11 protein-coding genes are annotated in these 14,647 nt (G+C 64.1%); 8 read left to right on the forward strand and 3 right to left on the reverse strand.

Going from position 1 to position 14,647, the window contains the following annotated elements; all coding sequences use genetic code 11:
• Positions 1-5 precede the first annotated feature (5 nt).
• Both JOY50_RS22080 and dacB read left to right on the forward strand, forming a co-directional pair.
• Positions 6-350, forward strand: a complete 345-nt coding sequence (locus JOY50_RS22080; RefSeq protein WP_016500779.1) for a YggL family protein — start codon at positions 6-8, stop codon at positions 348-350.
• Positions 351-536: 186 nt separating this feature from the next.
• Positions 537-1,994: a D-alanyl-D-alanine carboxypeptidase/D-alanyl-D-alanine-endopeptidase gene (gene dacB / locus JOY50_RS22085; protein WP_132846561.1), complete on the forward strand. Its 1,458-nt coding sequence runs from the start codon at positions 537-539 to the stop codon at positions 1,992-1,994.
• A 127-nt stretch (positions 1,995-2,121) separates the two neighbouring features.
• Here the strand turns inward: dacB and JOY50_RS22090 are convergent, their stop codons facing one another.
• Positions 2,122-4,515, reverse strand: a complete 2,394-nt coding sequence (locus JOY50_RS22090) for a diguanylate cyclase (RefSeq protein WP_243055857.1) — start codon at positions 4,513-4,515, stop codon at positions 2,122-2,124.
• A 94-nt stretch (positions 4,516-4,609) separates the two neighbouring features.
• Positions 4,610-6,802: a bifunctional 23S rRNA (guanine(2069)-N(7))-methyltransferase RlmK/23S rRNA (guanine(2445)-N(2))-methyltransferase RlmL gene (gene rlmKL, locus JOY50_RS22095; RefSeq protein ID WP_019472916.1), complete on the reverse strand. Its 2,193-nt coding sequence runs from the start codon at positions 6,800-6,802 to the stop codon at positions 4,610-4,612.
• Between the two features lie 561 nt (positions 6,803-7,363).
• Between rlmKL and rmf the strand changes: the two genes are divergently transcribed.
• Positions 7,364-7,579: a ribosome modulation factor gene (rmf, locus tag JOY50_RS22100; RefSeq protein WP_003248687.1), complete on the forward strand. Its 216-nt coding sequence runs from the start codon at positions 7,364-7,366 to the stop codon at positions 7,577-7,579.
• Positions 7,580-7,675: 96 nt separating this feature from the next.
• Here the strand turns inward: rmf and JOY50_RS22105 are convergent, their stop codons facing one another.
• On the reverse strand, positions 7,676-8,701 hold the full coding sequence (locus tag JOY50_RS22105; protein WP_016500784.1) for a quinone-dependent dihydroorotate dehydrogenase: 1,026 nt from the start codon (positions 8,699-8,701) through the stop codon (positions 7,676-7,678).
• A gap of 145 nt (positions 8,702-8,846) precedes the next feature.
• Here JOY50_RS22105 and JOY50_RS22110 point away from each other — a divergent pair, with 145 nt between their 5' ends.
• From JOY50_RS22110 to cobA, 5 genes are all read left to right on the forward strand, one after another.
• Entirely contained in the window at positions 8,847-10,061 is a 1,215-nt protein-coding gene (locus tag JOY50_RS22110) for a CmpA/NrtA family ABC transporter substrate-binding protein (protein ID WP_138737357.1), read from the forward strand.
• Positions 10,062-10,072: 11 nt separating this feature from the next.
• On the forward strand, positions 10,073-10,648 hold the full coding sequence (locus JOY50_RS22115; RefSeq protein WP_016714854.1) for an ANTAR domain-containing response regulator: 576 nt from the start codon (positions 10,073-10,075) through the stop codon (positions 10,646-10,648).
• Between the two features lie 252 nt (positions 10,649-10,900).
• On the forward strand, positions 10,901-12,112 hold the full coding sequence (locus JOY50_RS22120; RefSeq protein ID WP_132846564.1) for a NarK/NasA family nitrate transporter: 1,212 nt from the start codon (positions 10,901-10,903) through the stop codon (positions 12,110-12,112).
• 9 nt (positions 12,113-12,121) lie between these two features.
• Entirely contained in the window at positions 12,122-13,792 is a 1,671-nt protein-coding gene (locus tag JOY50_RS22125) for a bifunctional protein-serine/threonine kinase/phosphatase (protein ID WP_132846565.1), read from the forward strand.
• A 27-nt stretch (positions 13,793-13,819) separates the two neighbouring features.
• A complete protein-coding gene (gene cobA, locus JOY50_RS22130) occupies positions 13,820-14,560 on the forward strand; it encodes a uroporphyrinogen-III C-methyltransferase (protein WP_138737358.1) in 741 nt (246 codons plus the stop codon).
• Positions 14,561-14,647 lie beyond the last annotated feature (87 nt).

Below are 14,647 nucleotides of genomic sequence, written 5' to 3' on the forward strand. Positions count from 1 at the left end.
GTTTCATGGCCACAAACCGCTCCCGTCGTCTGCGCAAAAAGCTGTGTGTCGACGAGTTTCAGGAATTGGGCTTCGAGCTGAACCTGGAATTCAAGGAAGATCTGGATGACCAGGCAATCGATGCTTTCCTCGATGCGTTCCTGGAAGAAGCGATGGACGCCAACGGCCTGGACTATGTAGGCGGTGACGATTACGGCCTGGTGTGCTCGGTCAAACGCGGCTCGGCCAGCGAAGAACAGCGCGCTGCCGTTGAAACCTGGCTGAAGGGCCGTAGCGAACTGACCAAGATCGAAGTCAGCCCGCTGCTGGACGCCTGGTACCCGGAAAAGCCGATCAACAAGGCTGAGTGATACCTGCCTGGCTTGATCGCTGAAAAGGCTGCCCTTGCGGGTGGCCTTTTTTATTGGCGGTGCTTTTCCGTCGAACGTGGCGCATCGTCGCTACGCTTGGGGCATAATGCGTACTCTTTCGTCGTGGGGCCATCATCTCTTACAGCCCCAATGCCCTTTTCCCTCGCCGCAGGGTATTTATCCATTATGATCAAAACGCTTCGTCCCTTCGTTCTTGCAAGCCTGCTGTTGCCACTCGCATTCCCCAGCCAGGCCGCCGCCGTCAATACCACCCTGCCCGCCAAAGTGCAGCAGGCGCTCAAGGCCAACAAGCTGCAAGACACAGCCCTGTCGCTGGTAATGCTGCCGCTGGACGGCCCCGGCACGCCGACCGTGTTCAATGCCGATGTTTCGGTAAACCCGGCCTCGACCATGAAACTGGTCACTACCTATGCTGCCCTCGAACTGCTCGGCCCCACCTTTCAGTGGAAAACCGAGTTCTATACCGATGGCACCCTGAGCAACGGCGTGCTCAATGGCAATCTGTACCTCAAAGGGGGCGGCGACCCGAAGCTGAACATGGAAAAGCTGTGGCTGCTGATGCGTGACCTGCGCGCCAATGGCGTGCGCACCATCACCGGTGACCTGGTGCTGGACCGCAGCCACTTCGTGCAACCCAACCTGCCGCAGTTCAACGATGACGGCGGCGATGAAAACAAGCCGTTCCTGGTCAAGCCCGATTCGCTGCTGGTCAACCTCAAGGCCCTGCGCTTCGTGGCCCGCAACGATGGGGGCAAAGTCACCGTCGCGGTCGAGCCACCGATTGCCAGCATCCGTATCGACAACCAGGTCAAGGCGGTGGCTTCGAAGCAGTGCACAGGCGATGTGCGCTACAACCCGGTGCCCCAGGCCGATGGCATCAGCGTAACCGTTAGCGGCCAACTGGGTGACGGCTGCAACTCGCAGACCTACCTGTCGCTGCTCGACCACGCAACCTACGCCGCCGGTGCCGTGCGCGCGATCTGGACCGAGCTGGGTGGCAGCATCCAGGGTGGCGACCGCATCGAGAACGTGCCCAAGAGTGCTCGTCTGCTGGCGCGCGCCTTCTCGCCAGACCTGGTGGAAGTGATCCGCGACATCAACAAATACAGCAACAACACCATGGCCCAGCAGCTGTTCCTGAGCCTTGGCGCGCAGTTCCGCACCGATGCCGACGGCGACGATGCCCGCGCCGCGCAGCGCGTAGTGCGCCAATGGTTGGCGAAAAAGGGCATTACCGCGCCGCACCTGGTGATGGAGAACGGCTCTGGCCTGTCGCGTGCCGAGCGGGTCAGCACCCGGGAAATGGCCCAGATGCTACAGGCTGCCTGGAAGAGCCCCTACGCTGCCGAGTTCATGAGTTCGATGCCGCTGGTAGGCATGGACGGCACCATGCGCAAGCGCCTGAAGCGCACCGCCATGACCGGTGAGGGGCACATCAAGACCGGCACGCTGAATACCGTGCGGGCGATTGCCGGCTTCAGCCGCGACAGCAACGGCCACACCTGGGCGGTGGCGGCGATTCTCAACGACCCAAAACCGTGGGGTGCTTCGCAAGTGCTCGACCAGGTCCTGCTCGACCTGTACCGTCAGCCGAAGCTGGCCGGTAGCACCGCGGCCAACTGATTGGCTGTCCGTACCGGCGCTTTCGCGGCTAAAGCCGCTCCCACAGGATCTTCACAGCACTTGAGGCCTGTGCAGTACCTGTGGGAGCGGCTTTAGCCGCGAAAGGGCCGGCACAGACAACTGGCAGCTAACAGGCCGACTCCCCCTCCACCCGGTCCCGCCCGGCCTGCTTGGCCGCATACACCCCCGCATCTGCGCGTAACAGCAAGGTATCGGCCCCTTCACCCGGCCGCCAACCCGCGACGCCGAAACTGGCGGTCACCCTGCCCACACCCTCGACCGGCACCATGCGCACCCCTTGCCACAACTCAAGCGCCAGCAGCCGCGCCTGCTCGGCATCACTGCCCGGGCACAGCACCATGAATTCTTCCCCGCCCAGCCGGCAAAACACATCGGTACGCCGCAAACGCTGGCCAATACGCTGGCACAAGCTGCGCAGCACACGGTCGCCCATGGCATGACCGAAACGGTCGTTTATGCATTTGAAGTGATCGATGTCCAGCATGATCACGGCCAACGCCAGGCCGTCGCGCTGGGCGCGTTCCAGTTCGACCTTGAGCCGCTCCTGGAAGTAGCGGCGGTTATGGATACCCGTCAGCGAGTCGGTCACCGACAACGCCCTCAATTCCTCCTCCACGCCCTTGAGGTCGGAGATATCCGTCAGGTAACCATGCCACAGGGTACAGCCTTGTTCCCCCACCTCCGGCGTCGCTTCGCCCCGCACCCAGCGTAGCCCGGCTCGCGGCAGGCACACCCGGTATTCCTCGCGCCAGGGCGCCAGGTGCTCGGCCGAGTAACGCACCGAGCGGCGCACACGGTCCAGGTCATCGGGGTGGATGCGCTCGAACACCCGCGTGGCATCCTCACGCAACTGCTGCAGGTCGACTTCGTAGATATCGAACAGGCCTTGGCTGGCATAGGGGAAGCACGAATGCCCGTCGGCATCCAGACGATACTGGTAGATACCGCCCGGCACCTCGGCACTGAGTTTTTCCAGCAGCCGGTCGCGCGCTGCCAGCGCCTCGTGTACCCGACGCCGCTCCGTGACATCGATGCAGATGGCCAGGTAGCCAACCCACAAACCCTGTTCATCCAGCATGGCGGTAACCAGCATGTTGGCTACCAGCTGGCTGCCATCGGCGCGCAACAAGGTCCACTCCCCAGGCTCGGCGCCATGCGCTTGAACCGTTTCGGCGAACATAGCCTGGCCACCGGCAATCGGGCGGCCATAGCGCAGGCTCAGCGCATGAGCGCGCAGGCTCAGTTCTTCGGGCAGCACCAGGTGTTCAAGGTGCAACTGGCCGATCGCCTCGCTGGCCGGGTAACCGAACATACGCTCTGCACCGGCATTGAAGGTACTGACCACACCCTTGAGGTTGGTGGCAACGATCGCCACCTGGGTCGCCGCGTCCAGCACGCCGCGTAGCTGGTTGTGGGTGCCTCGCAGCGACTGCTCGCTGACCCGCAGCTCGGCGGTGCGCTGCTCGACCAGCGCCAGGGCGCGCTGGCGCTGGCTGAACAGGCTGTACAGCAAGGCGCTGAGCAGCAGGCTCAACAACCCACCCAGCAGCACGACCGCCAGCACTGCCGACGAACGATTGGCCTGCACGAACGCCAGGCTCGGCAGGATGCTCAACTGGAAGTGGTGATCGGCCAGGTGCAACAGCTGATTGCTGGCCAGCGACAAGGGGGCGACCTGGTTCAGCGAGTCGAACATCACTTCCGGCCCCTGCAACCCGGAGGGATCAACGATACGCACCACCAGGTTGTCATCCGCCGCCACTGGCCGCCCATCACTGACCAGCTCGCGCATGCTCAGCAAGGCCGTCACATAGCCTACTGCTGCGCCATGCGGATTAGCGTCGGAAAACACCGGCGCCACCAGCAGCAAGCCACGCGCGTATGAAGGGATCTCGTACATGGCCAGGGGTTCGGACACCGCCATGCTGCCAGGCCCGAGTGCCCGTGCCAGGGCAGCCTGGGATGCAGCCTGGCCGGCAAGGTCCAGCCCATAGGGCAGCCCTGGCATTTCACCAGATTGGGTATACAGCACAGGGAAGTAATGGTCGCGCAGCGGCGCGGGGCGCCACTGGCCTTGTGCATCCTGGTCTCGGATCACATAGCCCGGGCCTGAATGTTCACTGGCATGGCGCTCGAACTCGGCGCGTTGCGCGGCTTCGACACGCGGCGCCCAGGCGTAGGCCAGGGTGCGCTGCAGCAATGGCCGGGCGTAACCGTCAAATTCGAGCGGGGTGACTTCGTTGGAAAAGCTGAAGAACCGCCGCAGGCCGTCCAGGCGCTGCTGCTGTTCATCAAAACGCTCGGCAATGCGGCTGAAGCGCTCGCTGGCCAGCAACTCGAAACGCTGGCGCAACTGCTGTTTGTAGAAACCATGCGCGGCAAGCGACAAGGCGGCCGTCAACAGGCCGCCCGCCACCAAAGCCACCAGCGCCAGCGCCCAGGCGGACACCGCTTCTGTGCACAGGCCAGATAACCGCGCACGCACGCCACACTTTGACATACACCCATCTCGTCACGTCAGCGTCCTGCGGATTATCTTGCCCTGCCCTCATTTATAGCTATTGGCCATTAGCCGCGCAATGTACCTCGTCGGCTCAACGCAATTGCAGGCGCCAGGCGCGGTGGATCCGGTTGTTACGGGCAAAGTCCGGGTCCAGCGTCTGGGCGGTGATTTCCTCCACGGCATAGCGCGCCATCAGGTGCTCGTCGAGCTGGAACTTGCGGAAGTTGTTGGAGAAGTACAACACGCCATCCGGCGCCAGGCGAGCCATGGCCAGGTCCAGCAGCTGCACGTGGTCACGCTGCACGTCGAACACGCCTTCCATGCGCTTGGAGTTGGAGAAGGTTGGCGGGTCGATGAAGATCAGGTCGTAGCTTTCGCGATTAGCTTCCAGCCACGCCATCACATCGCCCTGCTCCAGGCGGTTGCGCTCGGAGAAGCCATTGAGCGCCAGGTTGCGCCGCGCCCAGTCGAGGTAGGTTTTTGACAGGTCGACACTGGTAGTGCTGCGTGCGCCGCCCTTGGCCGCATGCACCGAAGCCGTGGCGGTGTAGCAGAACAGGTTGAGGAAACGCTTGCCGGCAGCCTCGCGCTGGATGCGCATGCGCATGGGGCGGTGGTCAAGGAACAGCCCGGTGTCCAGGTAGTCGGTGAGGTTGACCAGCAGCTTGACGCCACCTTCGTTCACTTCCTGGAAGCGGCCCTCGGTGGCCTGGCGCTCGTACTGGCGGGTACCACTCTGGCGCTCGCGGCGCTTGAGCACCACGCGCTGCGGCGAAATGCCCAGTGCCTGGGGGATAGCCGCCAAGGCATCGAGCAGGCGCGACTGGGCCTTCTCCGGATCGATCGAACGTGGCGCGGCGTACTCTTGCACATGCACCCAGTCGTGGTACAGGTCGACCGCCAGGGCGTACTCGGGCATGTCTGCATCGTACAGGCGGTAGCAGTCAACCTGCTCGCGGCGGGCCCACTTGCCCAGTTGCTTGAGGTTCTTCTGCAGGCGGTTGGCAAACATCTGCGCCCCTTCCGACAGCCGCGCCGGCTCACTGGCTACCGGCGCTTGCTCACGGATTTCGGCGTTGTCAGCCTGCGCTTCGCGGCGCTCACCGGTCACGAACTGGTCGGGCTGCACCTTGAACAGCAGCAGCTTGCACGGCAAGGCACCGTTCCAGAACGCGTACTGCTTGTGGCTGCGAATACCCATGCGCTTGCCCAACTGAGGCGCGCCGGTGAACACCGCCGCCTCCCAGCCCATGCAGGCTTGGCGCAGGCGCTCGCCCAGGTTCTGGTAGAGGTACAGCAGGCTGGCTTCGTCACCCAGGCGCTCGCCATAGGGCGGGTTGCTGATGACCAGGCCTTTCTGGTTCTGGTCCGGGCGTGGCTCGAAGGTGCTGACCTCGCCTTGATAGATCTTTACCCAATCGCCCAAGCCGGCGCGCTCGACGTTGTTGCGGCCCGGCTGGATCAGTCGCGGGTCGGCCTCATAGCCACGGATCCACAGCGGTGGCTTGGCCAGGCCGGCCTGCGCACGCGCCTGCGCCTCGTCGTGCACCTTGCGCCACAGCGCCGGCACGTGGCCGAGCCAGGCAGTGAAGCCCCAACGCTCACGCTTGAGGTTAGGCGCGATATCGGCAGCGATCATCGCCGCTTCGACCAGGAAGGTACCCACACCGCACATCGGGTCGGCCAGTGCGCCACCTTCGGCGGCAATGCGCGGCCAGCCCGAGCGGATCAGCACTGCTGCCGCCAGGTTTTCCTTCAGCGGCGCAGCACCTTGCTGCAGGCGATAGCCGCGCTGATGCAGGCTGTGGCCGGACAGGTCGAGGGAAAGAATGGCCTCGCCACGGTCCAGGCGCAGGTGCACACGCACGTCAGGGTCGATCTTTTCCACCGACGGGCGCAGGCCTTCGCGGTTGCGCAGCTTGTCGACGATCGCATCCTTGACCTTCAGCGCACCGAAGTGGGTGTTGTCGATGCCCGAGCCATGGCCGCTGAACTCCACCGCCAGGGTGCCGTCGGCTGCCAGGTGGTCGGCCCAGTCAACCGCGTTGACGCCGTCGTAAAGGTCGTCGGCATTCTTCATGGTGAAGCGCTTGAGCACCAGCAGCACCCGGTTGGCCAGGCGCGACCATACGCACAGGCGGTAGGCGGTTTCCATGTCGGCAGCGCCGCGGATGGCCGAGGTGTGCTCACGCACCTCGTCAAGGCCAAGGCCCTTGGCCTCCTCGGCAAGCAGGCTTTCAAGGCCTTTAGGGCAGGTGAGGTAGAGTTCGAAACGGTCCGACATGAGTATTCCAGAGCCTTGGGCTATTTGACTGACGAGGCGACGCATCGCCCCGCGAAGTTTGCCCGCATGCCTTTCCAGCAGACGTGCGGGTGGCCATTTGCGGCACATAAGCGTGCTGCGAAGGGCCGGGCCACCTGACCGATCCGTGCTCGGCCCAGTGGCAAAGACAGCTTAGATCATCAGGCAGTACAAAAAATTCTGACGACGCCGGGGCCGCTGTGACCCTTCGTCGCATTTAAAATTATTTCTGTCACCCGCGAGCAGCGCTGGCGAAATGACGTCAATGATCAGCAAACCCTGATCATAGCGGGCCAAACCTCAAATAAGGTTAAGTCGCATTTATTTACTTATCCCCTGACCCTATGAAAGGTTACGTGCTTATGACAAATCGATCATTCACACCGTGACTCGCATTCGTTAGAACTGGTCTCAGGCCGCTTCGCAACGAGGCGGCACTTTCAGCTCGCCACGCCGGCAGCGAGCGCAAACCGGCAGAACGACTCTGCCCGGCCTCAGTGAGGCCGACGGGACATTACAGTCAACAAGTGAGGGCAACACCCTATGAGAAGACTTAAGCGTGATCCGTTGGAAAGAGCATATTCACGTGGCTACCAATACGGGGTCACCGGCAAATCCCGCGAACTTTGCCCTTTCAATCTTCCTTCTGTTCGCCAAGCCTGGATCAACGGCTGGCGCGAAGGTCGCGGTGATAACTGGGACGGAATGACTGGCACCGCTGGCATCCATAGACTCAACGAAAATCACGCCGTTGGCTGATCGAGGACACTGAATTCGATTTACCATGCACGCCCCATCCGGGCGGCGGGCGAAGGCCCAGGGGCCCCTTGAAGGGGCCCTTTTTTTGCCTGCCGATCAAACCCGTGGCATTGCCGCGATAGCGTCCACCGCCTCACGGATCAGTGCCGGCCCCTTGTAAATGAAGCCCGAGTAGATCTGCACCAGGCTCGCCCCGGCGGCGATCTTCTCGGCAGCGTGACGGCCTTCGGTAATGCCACCGGCAGCAATGATTGGCAACTTGCCGCCCAGCTCGCCTGCCAGCACCTTGACGATGTGGGTGCTCTTTTCAAGCACCGGCGCGCCCGATAGGCCGCCCGCCTCGCCACCATATGGCAGCCCCTCGACACCTTCACGCCCCAGCGTGGTGTTGGTAGCGATTACCGCATCCATACCCGATTCCATCAGCGCGGCTGCCACCAGTGCGGTTTCTTCGTCGCTCATGTCCGGGGCGATCTTGATGGCCAGCGGCACGCGCTTGCCATGGGTCGCAGCCAGCTGCTCACGGCGCACGGCCAGGGCATCGAGCAACTGCTTGAGCGAATCACCAAACTGCAGGCTGCGCAGGCCCGGGGTGTTTGGCGAGCTGACGTTGACGGTGATGTAGCTGGCGGCGGTGTACACCTTGTCCAGGCAGATCAGGTAGTCATCGACGGCACGCTCGACCGGGGTGTCGAAGTTCTTGCCGATGTTGATGCCCAGCACGCCGCTGTAGCGCGAGGCTCGTACCCGGTCGAGCAGGTTATCGACACCCAGGTTGTTGAAGCCCATGCGGTTGATGATGGCCGTGGCCTCCGGTAGCCGGAACAGCCGTGGCTTGGGGTTGCCCGGCTGCGGGCGCGGGGTGACGGTGCCGATCTCGACAAAGCCGAAGCCCAGCTGGGCAAAACCGTCGATGGCCGCGCCGTTCTTGTCCAGGCCGGCAGCCAGGCCCACCGGGTTGGCGAAGTTCAAGCCCATGACCGAAACCGGCAAGGCCGCCGGCTGCTTGCACAGCATGCCGTTGAGGCCAAGGCGGCCACCGGCACCGATCAGGTCCAGGGACAGGTCGTGGGAAGTTTCCGGAGAAAGCTTGAACAGCAGCTGGCGGGCCAGGGTATACATGGGCAGGCAAGGCTCGGGGTAAGTGAGGGGGCGATTATAGCCACCGTGGCGCTGGCAGGACAGCAAATCATGGGGCCACTGCAGCCCTGGCACATCGGTTGCACCGGTTTGGCTCACAGCCTAATCAGTACAGGCGAGGAACCTTGTGAATACTGCACCCCGAGTAACGCCCCTGGCCTGGGTCAACGGCAGCGATGCGCCCGAGAAACATAGCCTGAACATCGGCTACATGGCCCTGACCGACTGCGCCTCGGTGGTGGTCGCGGCCACCCAGGGTTTCGCCCAGCAGCACGGCCTTACCCTCAACCTCAAGCGCCAGGGCTCCTGGGCGGGGCTGCGCGACAAGCTGGTCAGCGGCGAACTGGACGCCGCGCACTGCTTGTATGGCCTGGCCTACGCCGTGCATCTGGGCATTGGCGGCGTACCGGCCAGTGACATGGCGGTGCTCATGGGGCTGAACCAGAACGCCCAGGCCATCAACCTGTCCCCTGCCCTGCAACGCAAAGGCGTGACCAACCCTGAAGCATTGGCGCGGCTGGTGCACCAACATGGCGCGCGCCTGACCTTCGCCCAGACCTTCCCCACCGGCACTCACGCCATGTGGCTGTATTACTGGCTGGCCAGCCAGGGCATCCACCCGCTACGCGACGTCGACAGCGTGGTGGTGCCACCGGCACAGATGGCCGCACATATCCAAGCCGGGCGCATCGACGGCTTTTGCGTGGGCGAGCCCTGGGCCGCCGATGCGGTTGCCAAGGGCCAAGGCTTCACCCTTGCCACCAGCCAGTCGATCTGGCCGGACCACCCGGAGAAGGTCCTGGCCTGTGCCCGCGTCTTCGCCGAACAGTACCCCAACAGCGCCCGCGCCCTGATCAAGGCAATCCTCGCCGCCAGCCGGTTCATCGAGCAAAGCCCGGAAAACCGCCGCAGCACCGCGCAACTGCTTAGCGGCAGCGCCTATCTGGATACGCCGCTGGAGCGTATCGAGCCACGCCTGCTCGGCAACTATCAGGATGGCCTGGGCAACCACTGGCAGGACCCGCATGCCCTGCGCCTGTTCGACCACGGCCGGGCCAACCTGCCGTACCTGTCCGACGGCATGTGGTTCATGACCCAGTTCCGCCGCTGGGGCCTGCTGCGCGAAGACCCCGACTACCTCGGCGTGGCCCGCCAGGTACAGCAGCTGGCCCTGTACAGCGAGGCAGCGCAAAGCCTTGGCGTGGCCTGCCCTTCGCTGCCGATGCGCAGCAGCCTGCTGATCGACGGTACCCGCTGGGACGGCAGCGACCCCTACAGCTATGCCCGCAGTTTCAGCCTGCACGCACTGGGCGACCTGCCCGATGCCCGTGTCGGCGCGTGAGGGGGACCAACATGTTGCGCATCCTGCTGATCGACGACACCCAAAACAAACTCGGCCGCCTCAAGGCAGCGTTGATAGAGGCCGGCTTCGAGGTCACCGAAGCCCCAGGCCTGACCATCGACCTGCCTGCCTGCGTCGAAACGGTGCGCCCGGATGTGGTGCTGATCGACACCGACTCACCGGACCGCGATGTGATGGAACAGGTGGTACTGGTCAGCCGTGACCAGCCGCGCCCCATCGTGCTGTTCACTGACGAACATGACCCTGGGGTAATGCGCCAGGCGATCCAGGCGGGGGTTAGTGCCTATATTGTCGAAGGCATCCATGCCGCCCGGCTACAGCCGATTCTGGATGTGGCCATGGCCCGCTTCGAAAGTGACCAGGCACTGAAGGCACAGCTGCTGGCACGCGACCAGCAACTGGCCGAACGCAAACGCATCGAGCAGGCCAAGGGTTTGCTGATGAAGATGAAAGACTGCAACGAAGAACAGGCCTACACCCTGATGCGCCGCCAGGCCATGAGCCGGCAGCAGAAGCTGATTCAGGTGGCAGAGCAGATCATTGCCATGCACGAAATGCTGGGCTGAGGTGCTCGGCATGAGATTTTTGGCGCCTGCCAGATCGAGCGCCGCGCGGGCGGCGCTCGATCTCACAGGCGCAGAAAATGTCATGCCGGCCGCCCCCATAAGTTGGCCCATCTCTTGCTGAACAAACAGCACCGGTAGCCAACGGCGGTTGCCCCACTTAAATCCCGACAAAGACGTCGCTCTCCCCTCCACCTTAGTGGAGCGGGTAGCGGCGTCTTTTTCGTTCCGTTGCTTTGCCGAGTGAGGTGTTCGATGAGTACCAGCTTCTGGAAATCCGGGCATGTGCCCACGCTGTTCGCTGCGTTCCTGTACTTCGACCTGAGCTTCATGGTCTGGTACCTGCTGGGCCCGATGGCGGTGCAGATTGCCGGTGACCTGCAACTGAGTGCACAACAACGGGGCCTGATGGTAGCCATGCCGATCCTGTCCGGGGCGATCCTGCGCTTTGCCATGGGCGTGCTGGTCGACCGCCTGTCACCCAAGACCGCAGGGTTGATCGGCCAGGTGGTGGTCATCGTCGCGCTGGCGGCGGCTTGGCACTTCGGCGTACACAGCTATGAACAGGTGCTGCTGCTGGGCTTGTTCCTCGGCTTTGCCGGCGCTTCGTTCGCCGTGTCGCTGCCGCTGGCGTCGCAGTGGTACCCGCCGCAACACCAGGGCAAGGCCATGGGCATTGCTGGCGCCGGCAATTCCGGCACGGTGTTCGCCGCCCTGCTGGCCCCGGCGCTGGCCGCCGGCTTTGGCTGGAACAATGTGTTCGGCTTTGCGCTGATTCCGTTGACGCTGGCGCTGGTGGTGTTCGCCTTGCTGGCACGCAACGCTCCAGAACGCCCCAAGCCCAAAGCAATGGCGGACTACCTCAAGGCCCTCGGCGACCGTGACAGTTGGTGGTTCATGTTCTTCTACAGCGTCACCTTCGGCGGCTTCATTGGCCTGGCCAGCGCCCTGCCTGGCTACTTCAGCGACCAATACGGCCTGAGCCCGGTCACCGCCGGCTACTACACCGCTGCCTGCGTGTTCGCCGGCAGCCTGATGCGCCCGCTCGGCGGCGCCCTGGCCGACCGCTTCGGCGGCATCCGCACCCTGCTGGGCATGTACAGCGTGGCCGCCATCTGCATTGCCGCAGTCGGTTTCAACCTGCCTTCTGCGGCTGCCGCACTGGCGCTGTTCATCAGCGCCATGCTTGGCCTGGGCGCTGGCAACGGCGCGGTATTCCAGCTGGTACCACAACGCTTTCGCCAGGAAATCGGCGTGATGACCGGGCTGATCGGCATGGCCGGTGGCATCGGTGGTTTCCTGTTGGCCGCCGGGCTTGGCACCATCAAGCAGCACACCGGCGATTACCAGCTGGGGCTGTGGCTGTTCGCCAGCCTGGGCCTGCTTGCCTGGTTTGGCCTGCACGGCGTGAAACAGCGCTGGCGCACCACCTGGGGCTCGGCTGCAGTCACTGCAGCGCGGGTCTGAGGCACGCCCATGAGCCTGCAACTGAGCTTTGCCCAGGCCAGCGCCACCGGGCCGCGCGAGGAAAACCAGGACGCCCTGCGCCTGGTTACCCCGGCGCCAGAGCTGGCCGCCAGCAAGGGCTACCTGTTCGCCCTCGCCGACGGCGTCAGCCAATGCGCCGATGGTGGCCTGGCGGCACGGGCCAGCTTGCAGGCGCTGGCCCTGGACTACTACGCCACCCCTGCCACCTGGAGCGTGGCCCAGGCCCTCGACCGCCTGCTGCTGGCCCAGAACCGCTGGCTGCGCGCCCAGGGCAGCGGCCAGCCATTGCTGACCACCCTCAGCGCATTGGTGCTGCGGGGTCGGCGCTTCACCCTGGCCCATGTCGGCGACTGCCGTGTGTACCGCTGGCACGGCGGGCACCTGCAGTGCCTGAGCGAAGACCATGTGTGGGACCAGCCGGGCATGCAGCATGTGCTGAAACGCGCGATGGGCCTGGACCAACACCTGCTGGTGGATTACCTGGAAGGCGAGCTGCAGGCAGGTGAGTGCTTCCTGCTGCTCAGCGACGGGGTCTGGGCCAGCCTGGGCGACCAGCACATCCAGGCTGTGCTGCGTGAGCAGCCAGACCTGCAGCTGGCCGTCGACACGCTGGTTGCCAGTGCGCACCTCAATGGCAGCCAGGACAACGCCAGTGCCTTGCTGGTGCAGGTCGACCAACTGGGCACGGCCAACCTCGGCGACACCCTGGCACAGCTGCAGCAATGGTCGGTACCCGGCCCGCTGCGCGAAGGCCAGGTGATCGATGGCTGGCACACCGAACAGCTGCTGTCCCACAGCCGTCAGTCTTTGTTATACCGGGTGCGCGACGGCCAAGGTCAAGCCTGGCTGCTCAAGACCCTGCCTGCCGCACGCGAGCAGGAGCCGAAGGCGGCGCAAGGGCTGTTGCTGGAGGAGTGGTTCCTGCGCCGGGTCGCTGGCCGACATTTCCCCGAGCTGCATGCTGCCAGCCAGCGCCAACACCTGTACTACGTGATGCGCGAATACCCCGGCCAAAGCCTTGCGGCGCTGCTGGCCGAACACGGCCCACTGCCCTTGCCGCAGTGGCTGGAAATGGCCCGGCAACTGCTGCAGGCGGTCGGTGTGTTGCACCGGCGCAACCTGCTGCACCGCGATATCAAACCGGACAACCTGCACCTGGGCAATGATGGCCAGCTGCGCCTGCTGGATTTCGGCCTGGCCTACTGCCCAGGCCTGTCCGAAGACCCGCTGCACGACTTGCCCGGCACACCCTCGTACATTGCCCCGGAAGCGTTCGATGGCCAGCCGCCCAGCCCGCGCCAAGACCTGTATGCCGTGGGCGTGACGCTGTACCACCTGCTGACCGGGCACTACCCGTATGGCGAGGTGGAAGCCTTCCAGCGCCCGCGCTTCGGCCAGCCAGTCAACGCCGCACGCTACCGCCCCGACCTGCCGGAATGGCTGCAGCACAACCTGCAGCAGGCGGTGGCCGCCGACCCGGCGCAACGCTTCGAAACGGCCGAACACTGGTTGCTGCTGCTTGAACGCGGCGACCGCCAGGAACTGCCCAGCCGGCCACGGCCACTGCTGGAGCGCGAGCCGCTGAAGGTGTGGCGCACGCTGGCCTTGCTGTCTTTGCTGTTCAACCTGATTTTGCTGCTCAGCCTGCTAAAAGGCTGAGTGCACCCTGCCGATGAGGAATACCCGATGAATGCAAAAGTCTGGCTGGTGGGTGCTGGCCCTGGTGACCCTGAATTGCTCACCCTCAAGGCCGTGCGTGCCCTGCAGCAAGCAGCCGTGGTGATGATCGACGACTTGGTCAACCCGGCAGTACTTGAACATTGCCCCCAGGCCCAGGTGATCGCCGTGGGCAAGCGCGGCGGCTGCCGCTCCACACCACAGGCGTTCATCCAGCGCCTGATGTTGCGCCATGCTCGACAAGGGCGTTGCGTGGTACGGCTCAAGGGCGGTGACCCGTGCATTTTTGGTCGCGGAGGTGAGGAGGCGCTATGGCTGCAGGGGCATGGCATCGAGGTGGAGCTGGTCAACGGCATCACGGCGGGCCTGGCAGGCGCCACGCAATGCGGCATTTCGCTGACTTCACGCGGTGTCAGCCGCGGGGTGACGCTGGTGACAGCGCACACCCAGGACGACAGCGAGCTGAACTGGACGGCTCTGGCACAGGGAGGGACGACGCTGGTGGTGTACATGGGGGTGGCGCGACTGGAGCAGGTACGCCAGGGCTTGCTGGAGGGCGGAATGGCGCCGGGGATGCCGGTGGCGATGATCGAGAATGCCTCGATGCCGCAACAGCGGGAGTGCAGGAGCGATATATCGGGGATGGTTGAAGATGCGCAGGCGTTTGGCTTGCGTAGCCCAGCGGTGCTGGTGATCGGGGAGGTGGTTGGGCAGCAGATGGCTCAGGACCTGGTAGCAGTCGCCGGGTGATTCACTGCCTGGTACGGCCTCTTCGCGGGTAAACCCGCTCCCACAGGTACTGCAGTGCTGCTGAAGCGGGTGGAGCCCCTGTGGGAG

The sequence above is a fragment of the Pseudomonas sp. BP01 genome (assembly GCF_022760795.1).
GTDB lineage: Bacteria > Pseudomonadota > Gammaproteobacteria > Pseudomonadales > Pseudomonadaceae > Aquipseudomonas > Aquipseudomonas putida_Q.

What these genes read in the sequence shown, in the direction of transcription:
- rmf (WP_003248687.1), top strand. Translation starts at nt 7,364, where the DNA reads ATGAGAAGACTTAAGCGTGATCCGTTGGAAAGAGCATATTCACGTGGC.
- cobA (WP_138737358.1), top strand. Translation starts at nt 13,820, where the DNA reads ATGAATGCAAAAGTCTGGCTGGTGGGTGCTGGCCCTGGTGACCCTGAA.
- JOY50_RS22080 (WP_016500779.1), top strand. Translation starts at nt 6, where the DNA reads ATGGCCACAAACCGCTCCCGTCGTCTGCGCAAAAAGCTGTGTGTCGAC.
- JOY50_RS22120 (WP_132846564.1), top strand. Translation starts at nt 10,901, where the DNA reads ATGAGTACCAGCTTCTGGAAATCCGGGCATGTGCCCACGCTGTTCGCT.
- JOY50_RS22090 (WP_243055857.1), bottom strand. Translation starts at nt 4,515, where the DNA reads ATGTCAAAGTGTGGCGTGCGTGCGCGGTTATCTGGCCTGTGCACAGAA.
- JOY50_RS22105 (WP_016500784.1), bottom strand. Translation starts at nt 8,701, where the DNA reads ATGTATACCCTGGCCCGCCAGCTGCTGTTCAAGCTTTCTCCGGAAACT.
- dacB (WP_132846561.1), top strand. Translation starts at nt 537, where the DNA reads ATGATCAAAACGCTTCGTCCCTTCGTTCTTGCAAGCCTGCTGTTGCCA.
- JOY50_RS22115 (WP_016714854.1), top strand. Translation starts at nt 10,073, where the DNA reads ATGTTGCGCATCCTGCTGATCGACGACACCCAAAACAAACTCGGCCGC.
- JOY50_RS22125 (WP_132846565.1), top strand. Translation starts at nt 12,122, where the DNA reads ATGAGCCTGCAACTGAGCTTTGCCCAGGCCAGCGCCACCGGGCCGCGC.
- rlmKL (WP_019472916.1), bottom strand. Translation starts at nt 6,802, where the DNA reads ATGTCGGACCGTTTCGAACTCTACCTCACCTGCCCTAAAGGCCTTGAA.